Source organism: Shewanella schlegeliana (genome assembly GCF_016765635.1).
Taxonomy (GTDB): domain Bacteria; phylum Pseudomonadota; class Gammaproteobacteria; order Enterobacterales; family Shewanellaceae; genus Shewanella; species Shewanella schlegeliana.
Genome location: NZ_JAESVD010000007.1, coordinates 242,590 through 260,211, shown reverse-complemented (window position 1 = coordinate 260,211; position 17,622 = coordinate 242,590). Strand labels below are relative to the sequence as shown.

The window sequence follows — 17,622 nt, the reverse complement described above, 5'->3', positions numbered from 1 at the left end:
TTGTTGAACGGTTAGCTTAGTTTAAAGCTGATAAATTTGCAGATACAAAAAAGCCACTCATTGAGTGGCTTTTTTGTTTTTATGGTGCCGGCACCAAGAGTCGAACTCGGGACCTACTGATTACAAGTCAGTTGCTCTACCAACTGAGCTATGCCGGCTTATTTGCTTAACAAGTTACTAAGTAGATAGTTAACTCATTAATAAATGTTGGTGCCCGAACCCGGAATCGAACCAGGGACACGAGGATTTTCAATCCTCTGCTCTACCGACTGAGCTATTCGGGCAACTAAGCGCTACTAATGTATGCGTTAGATTTGCTACTTCAAACCAAGCTATTTAAGCCTGTCTCGTTTGGAGTGCGCGTATAGTATAGCGATGTTTTCGAGGGTGCAAGTGCCTTAGAGTCTGACTGCACAACAAATAGACTTTGTGAGGAATTATCCCTCATTTCAGGCTTTGGTTGATGGGGATTTAGCCTGTTTGGTGTAATTATTAAGTACATGATAGTTCGGTTGGGTAATTATTCGAATTGCCCCTGAGGATGTTGAGCTTGCTGGGCTTTGAGATAACAAGGTCTAAATTTAAATATTGCAGACAAAAAATACACTAGTTATAGATCGAAATGCCTGTTGCACAGCTGGCTTAGATTAGCTCGGATCTTAGTGAGTGCAACTATAAGAAATTACATTGGTTATTGCAGGACTTTCTTGTTGAACAGTTAGCTTAGTTTAATGCTGATGGATTTTCAGATACAAAAAAGCCACTCGAAGGAGTGGCTTTTTTGTTTTTATGGTGCCGGCACCAAGAGTCGAACTCGGGACCTACTGATTACAAGTCAGTTGCTCTACCAACTGAGCTATGCCGGCTTATTTGTTTCACAAGTTACTAAGTAAATAGTTAACTCATTAATAAATTTTGGTGCCCGAACCCGGAATCGAACCAGGGACACGAGGATTTTCAATCCTCTGCTCTACCGACTGAGCTATTCGGGCAACTAAGCGCTACTAATGTAGACGTTAGATTTGCTACTCAAACCAAGCCATTTAAGCCTGTCTCGTTTGGAGTGCGCACATCTTATAGCGGTGAAATTTTTACTGCAAGGGCTTTTTTGCTTAACGCTGACTGTTCGCTTAGTTTGTGTGCAGCTTTCTGGAATGTGAACAATCACAGTGGTGTTGCTGATTAAAAAACTAGCTGAAACCGAGTGAGTGCGGCGATTTTAAGCTTGTTTGCTGGCCGATTAACCCTAGGTTTTTTTACTCGATAAAGGAGGCGGGTAGAGATTGTTAGCTCAAATAATCAAAGTTATGATTTGCGAAGGATAAATGAAAGCCTGATTTTTGAACTGTCAGTGCAAGTTAAATAGAAAGGCGCCGCTTTAACTGAGTTAAAGCGGCGCCTTTATCGGTTCATTTTAGAAGTTTCGAGTCTTACTCGTCATCTTTTTGAGGTACGTAACCCTCGATTTCAACTTCTTTACCTTCAAATAGAAAGTTTACCATCTGCTCTTCAAGAAACTTACGATCATCGATATTCATCATGTTAAGTTTCTTTTCGTTAATCAACATGGTCTGCTTTGACTGCCAAAGTGCCCAAGCCTCTTTACTCACATTGTCGAAAATACGTTTTCCCAAGTCGCCTGGGTAAAGCTGAAAACCTAGGCCTTCTGCTTCTTTGTTTAAATAGACGCAGTTTACTGTGCGAGCCATGATTACTCCTTATTTAATACAGAACCTAAGTCGGCCAAAATTCGCTCGGTAGCCGAGGCTAAGCCAACTTTAGGTGGATGAGTTAAGTTATACCAGACAGTGGATGTATGTTCCATGATCTGGTTATCGCTATCTCCACTTGCACGCACCAGTACGGGCTGAACATCGAGGTGGAAGTGACTAAAGGTATGTCTAAATCCTGTGAGATCCTGTGTAGACAGCACCTTTAGCTGTTTGTCTTTTATATAGGCCTCTAACTCATGGCGCTGACTAAACTGCGGAAAACACCAGAGTCCTCCCCAAATACCCGCAGGAGGACGTTTTTCGAGTTGCACTCGATGATTATCTTCAATGACTAACAGCCAAGCCGACTTTTCAGGGATGGTTTTCTTTGGTTTCTTGCCCGGAAATTCACTCTGTCGGCCACTTAACTGCGCTTTGCAGTCGATGGCGACGGGGCATTGAGCACAGTTGGGTTTAGATCTCGTACAGACTGTGGCGCCAATATCCATCATCGCTTGATTATATTTTTGGATATCTTTAGCCGGTGTTAGCTTCTCTGTTAATTGCCAGAGTGCTTGTTCAACCGCTTTTTTACCTGGCCAGCCTTCGATGGCACCATGTCGAGCTAAAACACGCTTTACGTTACCATCGAGAATAGCGAAGTTAAGTCCTAAAGATAGAGATAGAACTGCCCCTGCGGTTGAGCGACCAATCCCGGGCAACGCTAAAACGTCATCGAAGTCGGTTGGAAACTCACCATTAAATTGTGACTGCATTATTTGGGCGGCTTTATGTAGGTTTCGCGCGCGGGCGTAATAACCAAGGCCTGTCCAGTAATGTAGAACTTCATCTTGCTCGGCGATTGCTAAGGTATTGATATCAGGAAATCGTGCGATAAACTTTTCGAAATAGGGGATAACGGTTGCAACTTGGGTCTGCTGTAGCATGATCTCTGAAATCCACACTTTATATGGGGTTTTAGCGATTTGCCAAGGGAGCTGTTTACGACCGAATGCATCGTACCAATTAATAATTCGTGTTGAAAAAGAGGCGGTAGTTTTCATCGGCGCAGTGTAACTTTAGCCTTGGCGATTAACAAGGAAACACTTGCGCTTTATATCCTGACAGGCCTCTACATGATAAGGGCCGCGGCTAATATGTAGAGGATAAGCGTGTTATTTGAGCTTAAAAGCCAGTTATTTGTCGGCAAAGTAAAGCTGCGACTCGCACAAACTGAGATTATTGGTATAATTTCGCCACAATAAGGCTTGCACTGAAGGTTTAACTTTGGATAATGCCTTTCTTTTTTTAAATAATAGCTGTCTTATGCGAGAGCAGGCTTAAAGCGAGGGCGAAAATGAGCGACGTAACAACCGCTGAATTCAATGAAGAAGGTAAATACCTTCGCAAAGTAAGAAGCTTTGTATTGAGAGAGGGGCGCCTAACTAAAGGTCAAGCTCAAGCGATGGAGCAGCAATGGCCAATCATGGGCCTAGATTACACTCCTGAACCAATCGATCTTGTCGAAGTATTTGGGCGTGAAGCTGATACGGTTTTAGAGATCGGCTTTGGCATGGGCGCATCGCTCGTTGAGATGGCGAAGGCTGCACCAGAATTAAACTTTATCGGTATCGAAGTTCATAAACCAGGTGTTGGTGCTTGTTTGGCTGATGCTGCCGAAGCTGGTGTGACTAACCTACGCATTTATCACCATGATGCGATTGAAGTTCTAGAAAACAGCATTGCAGAAGGCAGCTTGGCACGTGTGCAGTTGTTCTTCCCAGATCCTTGGCATAAAAAGCGTCACCATAAGCGTCGTATCGTTCAGGCTCCTTTTGCTGAATTGATCCGAAGCAAGCTTAAAGTGGGTGGTGTATTCCATTTGGCAACAGACTGGGAAAACTACAGCGAGCATATGCTAGAAGTGATGAATGCTGCGCCTGGTTATAAAAACCAGTCAGCTACTGGCGATGTTGTAGAGCGTCCAGATCATAGACCTTTGACTAAATTTGAGGCTCGTGGCCATCGTTTAGGTCACGGTGTTTGGGATCTTATGTTTGAGCGTGTATAAACGCTAAATCAATTCTTGTTTACTTTAAATATTGTTTTTAGGAGAACTACCATGGCAGCAAACCGTAGTCGTCGCTTACGTAAAAAATTACGCGTAGATGAGTTCCAAGAGTTTGGGTTTGACGTTAACTGGACCTTCAATGAGTCAGTGACTGAAGAGCAAATTGATGCAATCGTTGATCAATTTATCGATGAAGTGATTGAGCCTAACGATCTGGGCTACCACGGTGGTGGACACAGAGAGTGGGAAGGTATTATTGCGACTCAAGCTATCGGTAAGTGCACTGAAGAAAACAGAGCTGCAGTTAAAGCTTTCTTCGATGCTCAGCCTGTATCTGATCTTGAAATCGGCGAGCTTTACGATATTTGGTGGGGCTAATGCCTGAATTGGCATTACTTGAAGAGATTGTCGATAAAGTTCGACCTCTTCTTGGACAGGGCAAGGTCGCTGATTATATTCCAGCTCTTGCCCAAGTTGATGCTAATAAGTTAGGTATTGCAGTGACAACCTCCGACGGTGTCACTATTGGGGCTGGAGATTATCTCGAGCCCTTTTCAATTCAGAGTATCTCTAAGGTATTTAGCCTGACCTTAGCGCTCATGCTGTATGAAGAGGATGAAATTTGGTCACGAGTCGGCAAGGAGCCGTCTGGTCACTCTTTCAACTCATTAGTACAAGTAGAATTGGAAAAAGGCGTTCCTAGAAACCCTTTCATCAACGCTGGCGCGTTAGTTATTGCCGATCTCCTACAGAGTCGCCTTGGTGCACCAAAGCATCGTATGCTTGAGATTGTTCGCGGACTCAGTGAAAACCATCGTATCGGTTACGATAAAGTGGTTGCTGCATCTGAGTATCAGCATAGCGCGAGAAATGCGGCTATCGCTTACTTGATGAAGTCCTTTGGTAACTTCAACAATGACGTCGATACCGTGTTACACAGCTATTTTCATTACTGCTCATTACGTATGAGCTGTGCCGACCTTTCGCGTACCATGTTTTATTTGGCTAATGCAGGTAAAACTCTCGCCGGTAAACAGCTTATTAGCCCTGTACAGACTCGGCAACTTAATGCACTACTGGCCACATCGGGGCTTTATGACGGTGCGGGTGAATTTGCCTATAGAGTCGGTATGCCTGGTAAAAGTGGTGTTGGCGGCGGTATTATTGCTGTGATCCCTGGTGATATGTCAGTTTGTGTTTGGTCTCCGGAGCTCGATACTAATGGTAACTCCTTAGCTGGCACTGCAGTATTAGAAGCCTTGAGCCAGACTTTAGGGCGTTCAATTTTTTAATTTCCTCATATCAACTGCCTATATCAACTATCTTGGGATATTTGGCCAATTGTTAGTTTTATTGGCCAAATATCTTATTATTGCGACTAGTCAGTTTCATTTGATTATCAATCTATTCCTTTTAAAATAAGCTCTTAGCTTGCTTGGCACAGTCTGTGCTTTATCTAAAACAAGATTAAAATTATACAGACAATAGCGATAAAGGATTGATGCGATGAAAAAATTACTTACTTCAGTTGGGATCTCCGCGGTGTTGCTTTCGGCAACTAGCCTACAAACCGTTGCCGCTCATAGCGACCATGATCCTCATAATGAGTGCGAAGTGGCATTAAATTATGACGTCACCGTTGAACCTCAAAAGCTGATAGTGAGTGAGGTTGGTGATGAAAAATATCGCATCGAAATGGATAAGCTATTTGTTAATGGCAAACAAGTGTCACTGAATAAACAGCAGCAGGCTTTAGTGAATCAATATTCGCAAGAAGTTTCTTCGCAGGTGCCTGAAGTCATTGCACTCGTTAATGATGCTGTCGAGATGGCATCAACAGCAGTGAGTCTAGCCATGACTCCACTATTAGGTGATAGCGCTGGTGCCAAGATAGACGAAATGATGGCGGGTCTTGAAGAGCGTATCGAAAGCGTTGCCTACCAGCACGGTGATAAGTTTTACCTTGGTTCAACTGAATCTTCTCTTGAGGACGCATTTGGTGAAGAGTTTGAGCAAGAGATGGAAGCACTTGTGCAAAACTCCCTTGGCAGCATGATGATGAACCTAGGTGCCCAGATGATGTCTGGTGATGGCGATAGCTTCGAGCAGAAGATGGATTCATTCTCACAGAAGATGGATTCTATCGGTGAAGAGATTGAACTGCAGATGGAACAGCAAGCCGATGATATAGAGGCTCGTGGTGAAAAGTTATGTGAAAGATTTAAAACCTTAGTGGTGCTTGAGCAGCAGCTAAGAGATGAGATCCCTGAGTTAGCGAATTATCCCCTGGTCGAAACAGCAAATACGACTTTGCTGGAGTAAATCGATTTAATCTGTTGCTTTTGACTGATTTGCAACGTCCCCTGCATCCCACCTTTGTGCAGGGGCTTTTCCGTTTATAGGCCACAACAGCTGGCAAACCAATCTTTTGCTGAGATCGTCCAAACGACTTATTTGATGAGTTATGGGGATTTTTTGGTATACTTCTAAAAATAAAAGCAAAAACCAAATATTGGTAAATAATTAAAACTCTACTCTAGCGTACATATATTCACTTAAGATATTGTTTTGTAACAAAAACAGCATGTCTTAGCGATGGAAGTACTATTACTGTCGTAAACACCTTAAGGCGATTTACATGTTAGAACTTTTAGAACCGATCGCAATTTTTACCCATGTGGCTCGAGCGGGGAGTTTTAGCTCTGCGGCGAGAAAGTTAGGCATATCTAAGTCAAAGGTCAGCACTCAAGTTGCTGAGTTGGAACATAAACTTGGCGTACAACTTATTCAGCGTACCACAAGAAGCCTGAGCTTAACTGAAGCTGGACAGCTGCTTTATGCCCAAGGTGAAGAGCTATTAAGAGATGCCGATCAGGCCGTTGCTAGTGTTCATAATCTTAATGACGCTACCCGAGGCGTATTGAAAGTAGGTATTTCTCAGTCGTTCGGTACCATGCATATCATTCCTGCTCTGCCAGAGTTTATGGCAAAGCATCCAGAACTTGAACTACAAGTTAGTCTATTAGATCATAAAGTTGATGTTGTCAGCGAAGGTTTAGATCTACTGCTTACCATGTCTGAGCAATTACCCTTAGGTATGGTAGCAAGACCTCTGATGAAGTGTCAGTTCTTGTTAGCCGCATCCCCGTCTTATGTCGAGAAGCATGGAGTTCCTAGCCGCCCCGAACAATTGGTGGATCATAACTGTTTGGTATATCAAGGCGAGTGGCATGAACACAGTGTTTGGCAGTTTAAGCAAGGTGACGATTACTGTGAAATTGGCGTAACCGGTAATTTTAGAGTCGATAATGCCCCTGCACTTAAGTCTGCTGCGGTAAGTGGACTCGGTGTGGTTTATCTAGCCAGTTACCTGCTTGAAGATGAGCTTGAAAAGGGCACTTTAGTTCCAATTCTTGAAGATTGGCAGCTAACTCATCACCTGCCTTTGCAAGCTGTTTACCCAAGGCGTAAACACTTAGCACCAAAGGTGAGTGCCTTTATCGATTTTATAAAAGATCATATTGGCACCCCACCATATTGGGATGAGCCGTTAAAAGAATTGTATGCAAAACGTAAGTAAAATGGAGAAACATTGTTCTAGATATTGAACAATGTGAATCCGTTCTAATGTAGTAGATGCTTATTTTTAATCAATTCAGTTGTTTATGCTATGCTTGCTGTTGTTTAGTTAAATCAAATTTAGGTTTGACTAAACAGCGTCTCATCATTTCTGTTGCAGTTTGTTCTCATTTTAATACAATTGCGGGCAGTTGATTCAAAAGTTCTGAGTCCTATAATGCAATCGAGAATGACCCCTCTCAATTGTGTTATACAGAGCAGCTAAAAAGCAGTTTTGCATCAATGCTGGCAGGCTTTAATAACTAAAACAATGTCAGCCTTAAAACCATCATCCTAGTTTTGGTTTACCTCGATTTTAATCGGGGTATTTTTCTTTTAGGGGGTTGCCAAAGTTCAATTCTCTAGCCTTTGTTATTTGCTGTTTTGTTTATGGGACAGTTGCAGATTTCTTAGCGCTAACTTCAGTTATCACCATAGCAACTATTCGAGTTTGCAGTTGGCACGTCTCATTGCACTTCTCTTTTTTTGTTAAGTGTCGAGTCTGGTCGACGTTCTGGAGTAAAACACTTGAAAGTAAAGGCTAGTGAGCCTTAAGCTACGGATAATATTGAACTATCTTTCCTCTGTGCTTAGTCGCGCCATTTATCAAACATCTAGACCATGAATAAATTTATTAAATCACTTTTTTCGCGCGCTGCTGACTTAGAAGCAGCATCTGAAGCTAGCCCATGGCAAGTGACTCAAACTGAATACACTTTCCAGCACCACCGCCTGTTTTATGATGGACTTATCCAGCTGCAAATTGTGAAATGCAGTGGATTCAATACTGAGCTTGTGCAGCAATTTGAGCTCTTAGGAAGTAGTAACTGCGATCTGCTTTTGGCTGATTGGATCGATAACGGGCGCTTTATTGCTGTGGATTCAACGGGTCGAATTTATAGCTCTGATTTTAGCTCTGCTTCTAACTCCCTATGCAGTGAAGTGCGCGTAGAAGCTAATAAGCCGGGCTTGTCGGCGATTGTGTCCTTGGAGCTATACCCGACTAAGAATGCATGCTTCTGCAACGGCAAGCTTTGGTTGGTGGGCGCCAAGCAGGGGGGGCGACGCAGCGCCGAGTCTATGTACTGTATCAATATTGAGCATGTTCTTAGGCGTGGAAGAAAGTCTAGTTCGTTTGAATTGCTCTCATCGGATATCCATTGCTACGCAATGCCTTTCAGGTTTATCGATGGCAGCATGGTTTACCTAGCTGATAATGAGTTTGTGTTCTATCAACGTGAAAAGCGTCGAATGCACCAACTTGTGAGCTTTAATCCACAGACCTCAGAAACTAAAGTCTATCCGCTTGAGGGTAAGAGCGCGCCAACGGAGATCTCTTTTCGTAATACCTTTTTCATGGATAACAAACGTGGTATTGCGTTGCTCGCCAATACTGAGACGCTTACTTTGGCTCAACCTTCAGATAATGCCTCTAAATTATCTGCGGAGGCACCGAGCTTTGATTTTGTATTGCAGTTAATTGATTTTCAGCAAAAGAAGACGCTGTGGAGTCGCAGCGTTAGAACGCTTAGCCCATCGCAGATTTGCGCCGATTATGATGCTGAGGAGCTGGTTGAGTCATTAATCGCGATTGCCGCTGGTGATATGAGCTCAAGCCATCATGATGAGCTGCAAACCTTTATCGAGTGCTTAACCTCGGTAACTGTCAATGCGGATGGCAACAGCCTGTGGCTCGGTTGGCAAGATGGCGTAGTGCAGCAATTATCGTTAACGGGTGAGTGTATATCGCCTCTGTATCAAATAATGCAGGTGATGAGGGATGACAGCCTACGCTCTGTGCTGGTATTTGGCCATGAGCCCGTAGTGATCCAAGGGAAAATTGACAACCATTTGATTATCGCGGTAGGTGAAGAAGAGGATGCACGTATTTGGTCGATGGAGCTTGCAGATAAACAGGGGACGCCTCCTACAAAACAGGTTGAGAGCCATCACAATACCGCCAGTGAATGTCAGAGCCTGAACCAGAAAGAAAGCCCTGCTAACAGTGTTGCTTCAGTCGTCTGTCAGCAGGTGGAGTTCAGCTTAGCTATGTCGACTAGACTAACTGAAGTACCGAGCTCAAATGGCCAGGTCGATATTTGTCTGCAAGATGTCAATGATACTAAAGCAAAGGTTCACTCGCTTGAAAAGCTTAATACTCTTATGCCCAAACTTGAGGCGCATTACCTTCAAAGTGACCAAACATCGTTATTCTTTGGCTTTGTTAGTCAGCAAGTCAATGGCTGTTCTATCCAAAGTGAATACGAGCTATTTTCTTCGGCAGCTTACGATGAAAAGGGAGCGGCGTTATTAGCGAGCATTATTAAGCAGTTTGCTAGCTGGCCGTGTGCTGCCCATCTTTCTGGTCTAAAGGGGGCGCCAGTTATCGCCAACGCGGTGTTAGCTTTAGCTGATAAGCGCGAGTATTTAGATACATTAGCCGAATATTTCTGCGCCATTGGCAGCCAAGAACCTATTCATCCATTTCATGTGCACAGAACGATGGCGGTGATCCTTGAGCAACACGCTGGGACGCCAGAGCTTGCAGGCTTTATGGCGACAGTACCTTGGCCATGGAATGATGCAAGTTATACTGTCCCCAATGTCGGTGATTACGACTAAATACTAGTAGGAGCTGAAACCAAGGAGTTAATACTTATGACCTTGGTTCAGCCTTGATATGACCTAGGTAAAATAGACTCATATCGTTTGCATGGAGGTTTTTATTGCTGACCTTTTTTGGAAACGACATGGGATGGTGTGGTTGGGTTTTTCACTATATGACCTGCCTTTAAACCTTTTATGGTGCCAATTGCTGCAATAATCCAGGCGCAAATTAAGCCTGTAAATAATATCACTGCGGCCCACTCAAAGGCGGGGAGCCCTGTATGCAGTGCGAGTTGTGTCGTGCCAGTAACGCAAGTACCAACTGGGAAAGTAAATGCCCACCAAGTGAGTGCAAAGGGCATTTTTCTACGCAGCGCTCGTAATGTGAGTAAGCTTGCCAATATTGACCAGAAAAAAGCAAAACCCCAGATTGGTACGCCATAAAGAATTGCCATGGCATTCATTGCTGTCGATATGGGGTCATCAACCACAAGTAGCGCCACGCTACCCAGAGCGCCTGCTGCGGTAATGGACTGACCAAGTGGGCCTAATACAATCCATAGAGTAGGGACTCGTGCCCCTCCCGATGTACCAGCGTGCGCTAATCGACTCCAGATCATCGTAATAATAATCAATGCGCTGAGTAAACTAATGCCAAACATGGCATAGCAGGCGTACAGAAGAGTCTGTTGCTGGCCGATATTTTCTATATGGGGAATTAACATAGCGCCAATAGCCGCCGAGACCATGGGGGGAACAACGGGCATAAGCCAGCCACCAAAAGCAGCATCTTCGCGAACCTGATGATGGGTAAACAGTCGATATGGGATCACTATAGCGGTGATCAGTCCCAGAAGTGTGCCCGCTATCCATAGCACCCAAGCTAGGGTAATCGCTGTCTCATTGCTCATCACTTGTGAACCGTACAAGATAGAGCCCCCTGCTACTGTGAGCATGGCCATTGGAGGTGCACCAAAAAATTGAGACATCACGGGATCGTTAAATTGGCGCTTTATAATATGCGGCCTGACTATTGTCTGAACCGTTTTAATCACAAGCATAATGATTAACATCAAGGATGCGATTAACCAGATAACGAGCCCCGCGCCCGCTAGGTGATTGCCAAACATCGGCAGGCCGATGGCGGCATTAGCTATGATGCCTGTGCCCATAACCGAGGCAAACCAGTTTGGACCTATTTCTGTACTTAGCTCTGTTGATGTGCTGTCTGACATATGTTTTCCTTACCAGCGAATATTTCAACTCATGTTACAACCTTAGCTATTAAAACTAAGTTGTTTGTGATGATATTACCAATAGTACTAAATATGTAGTTGATATAAGCACAATCTGGATAGGTAAATCTATGTTGAAGTGTTTTTACAGCAAACAAGGTGTCGATGCTAATTTGCCAAGGGCTTTGAACAGAATCTTGGCAATATTCTGGCAAAAAAATCCCTATCAAACTTTAGATAGGGATCTTATTTAGCTATCTAGCTGCTCTGTTCAATCCAAAGATCGATTTCGCTTTCTAGTACGTCTAATGGCACCGGGCCGTTCTTTAACACTATGGTATGGAAGTCACGAATATCGAACTTATCGCCCAAGGCTTGTTGAGCCTTATCTCTAAGAGCGAGAAGCTTGATCATCCCCACTTTATAGGCGGTGGCTTGGGATGGCATTACGATATGACGCTCAACCATCTTCACCGCATCCGACTTGGCATTCGGTGTATTGGAGACGTAGTATTCGATAGACTCTTCGCGGGTCCACTTTTTAGCATGAATTCCGGTATCCACCACTAATCGACATGCGCGCCAAAGCTCCATGGCTAGGCGGCCAAAGTCTGAGTAGGGATCTGAATACATGCCCATCTCTTTTGGGAAGTATTCGCTGTACAGACCCCAACCCTCGATATAGGCGGTATAGCCACCAAATTTACGAAACTTTGGTACGCTCTCAAGTTCTTGAGCGATAGCAATCTGCATATGGTGACCCGGCGTACCTTCATGATAGGCCAGTGCTTCCATCTGATATTTAGGCATCGCCTTCATGTCATAGAGGTTAGCGTAGTAAGTACCTGGGCGGCTTCCATCTGGTGATGGGTTATTGTAAAACGCCTTACCCGCAGACTTTTCTCTAAAGGCCTCTACCTGCTTTACGATCATTGGTGCCTTAGGCTTTATCTTAAACACCTCATCGAGCCTGCTGCTCATGGTATCGATAAGTGCGGTGGCCTCGGTGAGGTAGGCTTGGCGACCTTTATCATCGTTGGCGTAGTAGAACTGTTCGTCCTCGCGCATAAACTTAAAGAACTCCTGTAGCGATCCTTCAAAGTTGACCTTGGTCATGATGTCACGCATCTCGCTGTGAATACGCGCCACCTCAGACAAACCCAGCTGATGAATATCACTCGCAGTCATATCCGTTGTGGTCGTGCGCGCGAGTGCGTTGTTGTAGTAAGTATCGCCTTGTGGGAACTTCCACGCACCATCACGGGTATCGGCCTTGGTTTCAAGCTTGGTCATGTAGGCAATTAGCTTGTTGTAGGCAGGTTTTACATCGTTAACTAAAGCGGTTTTAGCGTCACGCAATAAGCTTTCTTTGTCGCTCTCGCTGATCTCAAGGCTTGAGATTTTACGCTTAAAGTCGGCCCAAAGTGCGCTGTCTTGTGGCTTTTCACCACTATCAGACTTAGCAGTGAAGGGCACTCCCGTAATAATATTTTCGCTGTCGGTGATCACGTATGGGAAGACAAACTTAGGCGCAATAATTCCCTTGCCTTCACGCACTTCTAAAGCGCCCTGTAGTTGAGATAAACGCTTAGGTACGCCTTGCAAGCGGCTGATGTAGGCTTTGGCGTCTTCTATGCTGCCAATCTGATGCTGATTAATCAGGAACGAAGCTATTTGTGAGTGTCCACCATACATCTGGTTGACAGGATAGCTATGGTGACGCCACTTATCATCTCTAATGCCTTGCTCAAGTTTCTGGGTCAGTAGCTGGTAGCTGAGTAAGGTTTGACCTGAAAGCTTGCTGGCATCGATCTGTTTTAGTTGAGCAAGATGTTTCTTAGTGCGTGCAAGGGCGGCATCGTCTGCACCGTCGCCCATCTCATCCCACTTGTCATAATCGGCTTTTATCCCTAGGTGGGTTTGAGAGATGGGACTTGCCATCACATTTTCCATGAAAATGCTTTCGAACAGGGCGTTGGCTTTTTCCGATTCACTCTCAACCTTATGGGCTACGGGTTCACTTGGGCTTAAAAAAGGGCTTGAGGTTGGTGCGGCAATGGTAGAGTTGGCACTTAGCCCAATAGATAGTGAAAGGGCGATAAGGCTCATTTTTGTTTTTATGGGCATTTTTAGGCTTCCTTAGAATTATGTTAGTTATCCTAAAGAAGCCGTCGGTCAATTTTTTGGTTTAAGTGTTAGAAAATATTTCTAAATCGATAGTCATTAAAACAATCGTCAACCTATTCAGTTGCTTAGTAAGCGATAGTCAGTTTCGATGTTAATTATAGAAATTGTGACAGCAGCTCATTGACGAACATGTGCCCTTTGCTAGTGAGTTGCCAGTATTCATCGGATTCAGTCAGCAATCCCTTAGCACAGGCTTGTTTGATGCCATCGCTAATCGTATCTCTAGGCATACCCGTACGCTGCTCGAACTCAAGTTTAGGGATTGGACTCATCAAGCGTAAACGGTTCATCAGATACTCTAACGCTCTGTCTTCCTCTGCTACCTCAGTGGTTTCGTAGCAGTAGTTATCAGCTGCTAAATAGCCTTTAGGGTGCTTTATCTTTACTGTGCGGACAATTTTGTTGTCACTTAGCATGGTGATTTTACCGTGGGCACCACAACCAATACCAAGGTAGTCACCAAACTGCCAGTAGTTAAGGTTATGCTGACACTGATAACCTTCTTTAGCATAAGCCGAGATCTCATACTGCTGATAGCCAAGTTCGGCTAAACGCTTTTGTCCTTGCTCATAGATCTGCCACAAGTCTTCATCATCGGGTAGTTGTGGCGGCTTAGAGTGGTACAGGGTATTAGGCTCAATCGTTAGCTGGTACCAAGAAAGGTGTGGCGGCGCCAGCTCGGCAGCGGTTTCAATATCGGCAAGGGCTTCATCAAAGCTCTGGTTTGGAAGACCATGCATTAAGTCTAAATTAAAGCTTTGATAGCCTGAAGCTTTGGCTTTTTTAGCGGCTATTTGCGCTTCATCTTCATTATGAATGCGCCCTAGTAGGTTGAGCTTATCGGTAGAGAAGCTCTGTACTCCGATTGAAAGCCGAGTGATCCCCGCCTTGCAATAAGCCTCAAAATCATCATGCTCTAGGGTGCCAGGATTAGCCTCCATGGTGATTTCGATATTGTCACTAAAGGGGATGAGTTTATCCACCTCTGTCAATAAACGGCCAACCTGCTTAGCATCAAACAGAGAAGGGGTGCCGCCACCGATAAAAATCGTATGTAAACGTCTGCCTTGCACATAAGCAAGATCTTGTTTGAGATCTTTAATCAGTGCATCGACATATTCAGCTTGCGGCAAGTCACCATGTTGCCCATGGGAATTGAAGTCACAATAGGGGCACTTCTGTACGCACCAAGGAATATGAATATAGAGGCTTAACGGTGGCAGAGTTAGCATTAGTTAAAGATACCTTGTTGCTTCATAGCTTCGATTAGCAATACTAGTGCCTTACCACGATGGCTGAGTTTGTTTTTCTCGTCAGAGCTTAGTTCTGCTGCTGCGCATTCGTGCTCTGCAGGGATAAATATTGGGTCGTAGCCATGGCCGTTCTCACCCTGTGGGGCAAAGCCGATGCTACCTTCCCATGATGCTTGGCAGATAATTGGGGTTGGATCTTTCGCATGGCGCATATAAACCAGTATACACTGAAAACGTGCATTACGTTCTGTTTGGCCTTCGAGTGCGGTTAGCAGCTTAGTGTAGTTTTGCTCATCTTTAGCCCCTTCTCCGGCATAGCGAGCCGAGTAAATACCAGGAGCACCTTGCAGAAAATCCACTTCTAGACCCGAGTCATCGGCGATAGCTGCATGGCCAGTAATTTCGGCGGCATGTCTTGCCTTGATGATGGCATTTTCAACAAAGGTGGTACCGGTTTCAGCCACTTCCGATACGTTGAACTGGCTTTGAGCTAAGATTTCGACGCCGTAATCGGCCATCAATTCAGAAAATTCTTTGAGTTTACCTTTGTTGCCGCTAGCGAGGACGATTTGATTCATGGGACGCCTGTAGATGAGTCAGTCAATAATGGCGGCAATAATAGCCGAGATAAGCGGGTTTCGGTAGTCAAAGTGCATAAAAAAAGGGGCACTAGGCCCCTGATTTTTACTCAGCACTAGCGCCTATTCGACGTAGAACTTCTGTTTAAACTTAAGTGTCGTGTTGAGCTTTTTGCCGTACTTAACTGCGATTTTAAAGTTGATCTCTTGATCATCACGGTAGGGGACTTCGGCTATGTAATAGATGGAGTCTCCTTCACGGATCTCTCTAAAATGAAGCTCGATTCTGGCATCGAGTAAGTTATTGGCAACACCAGATATCTCAACCGGAACCGCCGGATTTCCTTCAACACTGGTGTCGAGTACCGCAATATTAATAATCCCAGTGTAACTGCTGCGTTGGATCCCGTAGGACTTGGCAATACTTGGGGTTAGAAAGGTACTGCTAAGGGCGACATAGTGGATATCGTAGTTACCCACTTTTTCTTTTTGTTCGGCAAATGCGTTACTGCTTAGACAAAAGCAGAGCATTAGCATAGTGGTTAAAGCACGGACCATATTGAGTATTCCTTAGGAAGATATCTTGTTAACAGTATATAACTTAGTTGGACTCAATGCCTTATACCAATCAGTATAAGGTTACAAAAGGTTTTGTACTTCCTCTGGAATAAGCTTTGGGGCTGTGATTTTTACCTGCTTGTGGCGTCCCATCTGACCTTTGATAATTTCAATATCCCCTTTAGGCACTTTAAAGGCTTTAGATAGATACTTGGTAAGGTGAGCATTTGCTTTGCCATCGACAGGTGGGGCTGTGATAGCAATTTTTATCTCTTCGCCATGCAGGCCAACGATTTGATCTCGACTGGCCTTAGGCTGAATATAGAGTTGCAGCAGCAGGTCGCCCTGCTGCATTTGTGCCGGAGTCACTATACGCTAGCCCAGAATGGAACGTATTGCGCTAGCAAGATATTAAGGAAGTTAAGTGCAATCATCATCACCAATAGTGATAAGTCTAGCCCGCCCATTGGCGGTAGGATACGGCGAATAGGTGCAAGCAGTGGCTCTGTTAGCTGACCCATTACCATCTCGATAGGGTTGTTACCTTGGCTTACCCAGCTCAAAATGGCACGTAGGATTAACATCCAAAACAGTAATACACCCGCTTCTTTAATCACTGAGACTAAAGAGACAAGCAGTAGGGTTGGTATACTAATTGCCGCTCCAGCCATCAAGCTTAAGGTGACAAACTTAAGCACAACTACGCTTATTGCCAGTACGAAAGAGGCGGTATCGAAGCTACCGAATGATGGTAGTACGCGACGCATAGGACCAACAATAGGGTGAGTGGCCTTTACGATAAATTGACTGAAAGGGTTATAGAAGTCGGCTTTGGCCAGTTGTAGCCAAATACGTAATACCACGACCATCAGGTATAGATCGAATACCGTGCTTATCAGAAAACTAAATGCATTCATCTGTTTACTCTACTTGTTCAAGTTAAATTTAAAAACTAGTACTGCTTTGCCATCTCTTCGGCGCGGGCGATACAATTTCCCATCGCACTATCGACTAAGCCACGTAAGTTGCCTTTTTCAAACGTCTCAACGGCTTGCGCAGTTGTCCCGCCTTTTGAAGTGACGTTTGCTCTTAGCTGCGCCAAGCTAACATCAGGGTTCTGTTTAGCCATTAATGCAGCACCAAGGGCTGCTTGCTGGGCCATCTCTCTGGCTGCAACTTCAGGCATACCACCTTTAACTGCACTTTCTACCATAGACTCTAAAAACAGGAAGAAATAAGCTGGAGAACTACCCGCTAAGGCGATCACCTGATTTAAGTCATCTTCCTTATCTACCCAAACAACTTCGCCGCCTGTAGCCATTAAGGTTTCAGCGATAGTTTTTTGTTCAGTTGAAATTTCTTCTCCCGCATAAAGCCCTGTTAAGCCTACACCGATTTGCGTTGGAGTATTAGGCATAGTGCGTATTAGTTTGATCTCTTGCTTAAAATAATCGCCATAACGTTTAGCGGTAACACCGGCGGCGATGGTGATAATCAGTTTATCAGCAAGATCGAGACCGCTAAGTTCTTCACCGACGAGTTGCATTAGGTGCGGTTTAACACCGAGCACAATAACATCGGCTGTCTGGGCTGCATCGAGGTTGCTGTTAGACACCTTGATGCCAAAGTCTGCCTGCATCGCATCTAACTTAGGTTGACTTGGATTGGTCGCTTCAATTAGTTCAGGGGCGTAGCCGCTTTTTACTAGGCCGCTGACGATACTGCGGGTCATGTTACCTGCACCAATAAAGCATACTTTCTTTTGTGTCATGAAGATCTCTTTTTAATTTTAGTTAGCAGCAA

Annotated in this window: 16 protein-coding genes and 4 tRNA genes; 6 read left to right on the top strand and 14 right to left on the bottom strand. The window is 44.5% G+C overall.

Annotation, left to right across the window (positions count from 1 at the left end):
- Window positions 1-82: 82 nt before the first annotated feature.
- From JMA39_RS14105 to mutY, 6 genes are all read right to left on the bottom strand, one after another.
- Window positions 83-158 (bottom strand) — tRNA-Thr (locus tag JMA39_RS14105).
- A gap of 50 nt (window positions 159-208) precedes the next feature.
- A tRNA-Phe gene (locus JMA39_RS14100) sits at window positions 209-284 on the bottom strand.
- Window positions 285-790: 506 nt separating this feature from the next.
- A tRNA-Thr gene (locus tag JMA39_RS14095) sits at window positions 791-866 on the bottom strand.
- A 50-nt stretch (window positions 867-916) separates the two neighbouring features.
- Window positions 917-992 (bottom strand) — tRNA-Phe (locus JMA39_RS14090).
- 438 nt (window positions 993-1,430) lie between these two features.
- Window positions 1,431-1,709, bottom strand: coding sequence for an oxidative damage protection protein (locus tag JMA39_RS14085; RefSeq protein WP_202722494.1), 279 nt, complete (start codon window positions 1,707-1,709; stop codon window positions 1,431-1,433).
- 2 nt (window positions 1,710-1,711) lie between these two features.
- A complete protein-coding gene (gene mutY, locus JMA39_RS14080; protein ID WP_202722493.1) occupies window positions 1,712-2,776 on the bottom strand; it encodes an A/G-specific adenine glycosylase in 1,065 nt (354 codons plus the stop codon).
- Window positions 2,777-3,069: 293 nt separating this feature from the next.
- Here mutY and trmB point away from each other — a divergent pair, with 293 nt between their 5' ends.
- The 6 genes from trmB to JMA39_RS14050 all read left to right on the top strand — a co-directional run bounded on the left by trmB (window position 3,070) and on the right by JMA39_RS14050 (window position 10,023).
- Window positions 3,070-3,783: a tRNA (guanosine(46)-N7)-methyltransferase TrmB gene (gene trmB / locus JMA39_RS14075; RefSeq protein WP_202722492.1), complete on the top strand. Its 714-nt coding sequence runs from the start codon at window positions 3,070-3,072 to the stop codon at window positions 3,781-3,783.
- A 51-nt stretch (window positions 3,784-3,834) separates the two neighbouring features.
- Window positions 3,835-4,161: a YggL family protein gene (locus tag JMA39_RS14070; protein ID WP_202722491.1), complete on the top strand. Its 327-nt coding sequence runs from the start codon at window positions 3,835-3,837 to the stop codon at window positions 4,159-4,161.
- Window positions 4,161-5,075 (top strand): glutaminase B, encoded by a 915-nt coding sequence (gene glsB / locus JMA39_RS14065; RefSeq protein ID WP_202722490.1) that lies wholly within the window; start codon window positions 4,161-4,163, stop codon window positions 5,073-5,075. The genes JMA39_RS14070 and glsB overlap by 1 nt, the downstream gene beginning before the upstream one ends.
- 214 nt (window positions 5,076-5,289) lie before the next feature.
- Window positions 5,290-6,105, top strand: a complete 816-nt coding sequence (locus tag JMA39_RS14060; protein ID WP_202722489.1) for a YggN family protein — start codon at window positions 5,290-5,292, stop codon at window positions 6,103-6,105.
- Window positions 6,106-6,421: 316 nt separating this feature from the next.
- Entirely contained in the window at window positions 6,422-7,363 is a 942-nt protein-coding gene (locus tag JMA39_RS14055; protein WP_202722488.1) for a LysR family transcriptional regulator, read from the top strand.
- A gap of 659 nt (window positions 7,364-8,022) precedes the next feature.
- Entirely contained in the window at window positions 8,023-10,023 is a 2,001-nt protein-coding gene (locus JMA39_RS14050) for a hypothetical protein (protein WP_202722487.1), read from the top strand.
- Between the two features lie 101 nt (window positions 10,024-10,124).
- Here the strand turns inward: JMA39_RS14050 and JMA39_RS14045 are convergent, their stop codons facing one another.
- The 8 genes from JMA39_RS14045 to proC form a co-directional block, all read right to left on the bottom strand.
- Window positions 10,125-11,243 carry a TDT family transporter gene (locus JMA39_RS14045; protein WP_202722486.1) on the bottom strand — a complete coding sequence of 373 codons (1,119 nt, stop codon included), beginning with the start codon at window positions 11,241-11,243 and terminating at the stop codon, window positions 10,125-10,127.
- A gap of 258 nt (window positions 11,244-11,501) precedes the next feature.
- A complete protein-coding gene (locus tag JMA39_RS14040) occupies window positions 11,502-13,370 on the bottom strand; it encodes a DUF885 domain-containing protein (RefSeq protein ID WP_202722485.1) in 1,869 nt (622 codons plus the stop codon).
- Window positions 13,371-13,525: 155 nt separating this feature from the next.
- Window positions 13,526-14,662: a radical SAM family heme chaperone HemW gene (gene hemW, locus JMA39_RS14035; RefSeq protein ID WP_202722484.1), complete on the bottom strand. Its 1,137-nt coding sequence runs from the start codon at window positions 14,660-14,662 to the stop codon at window positions 13,526-13,528.
- Complete coding sequence (gene rdgB / locus JMA39_RS14030; RefSeq protein WP_202722483.1) at window positions 14,662-15,261, bottom strand: RdgB/HAM1 family non-canonical purine NTP pyrophosphatase; 600 nt, start codon at window positions 15,259-15,261, stop codon at window positions 14,662-14,664. Before rdgB ends, hemW begins: the two co-directional genes overlap by 1 nt.
- A gap of 123 nt (window positions 15,262-15,384) precedes the next feature.
- Window positions 15,385-15,819 (bottom strand): DUF4426 domain-containing protein, encoded by a 435-nt coding sequence (locus tag JMA39_RS14025; RefSeq protein WP_202722482.1) that lies wholly within the window; start codon window positions 15,817-15,819, stop codon window positions 15,385-15,387.
- Window positions 15,820-15,900: 81 nt separating this feature from the next.
- Window positions 15,901-16,188 (bottom strand): DUF167 family protein YggU, encoded by a 288-nt coding sequence (yggU, locus tag JMA39_RS14020; RefSeq protein ID WP_202722481.1) that lies wholly within the window; start codon window positions 16,186-16,188, stop codon window positions 15,901-15,903.
- Entirely contained in the window at window positions 16,188-16,736 is a 549-nt protein-coding gene (locus tag JMA39_RS14015; RefSeq protein WP_202722480.1) for a YggT family protein, read from the bottom strand. The genes yggU and JMA39_RS14015 overlap by 1 nt, the downstream gene beginning before the upstream one ends.
- Window positions 16,737-16,771: 35 nt before the next feature.
- Entirely contained in the window at window positions 16,772-17,590 is an 819-nt protein-coding gene (gene proC / locus JMA39_RS14010) for a pyrroline-5-carboxylate reductase (protein ID WP_202722479.1), read from the bottom strand.
- Window positions 17,591-17,622: the final 32 nt, after the last annotated feature.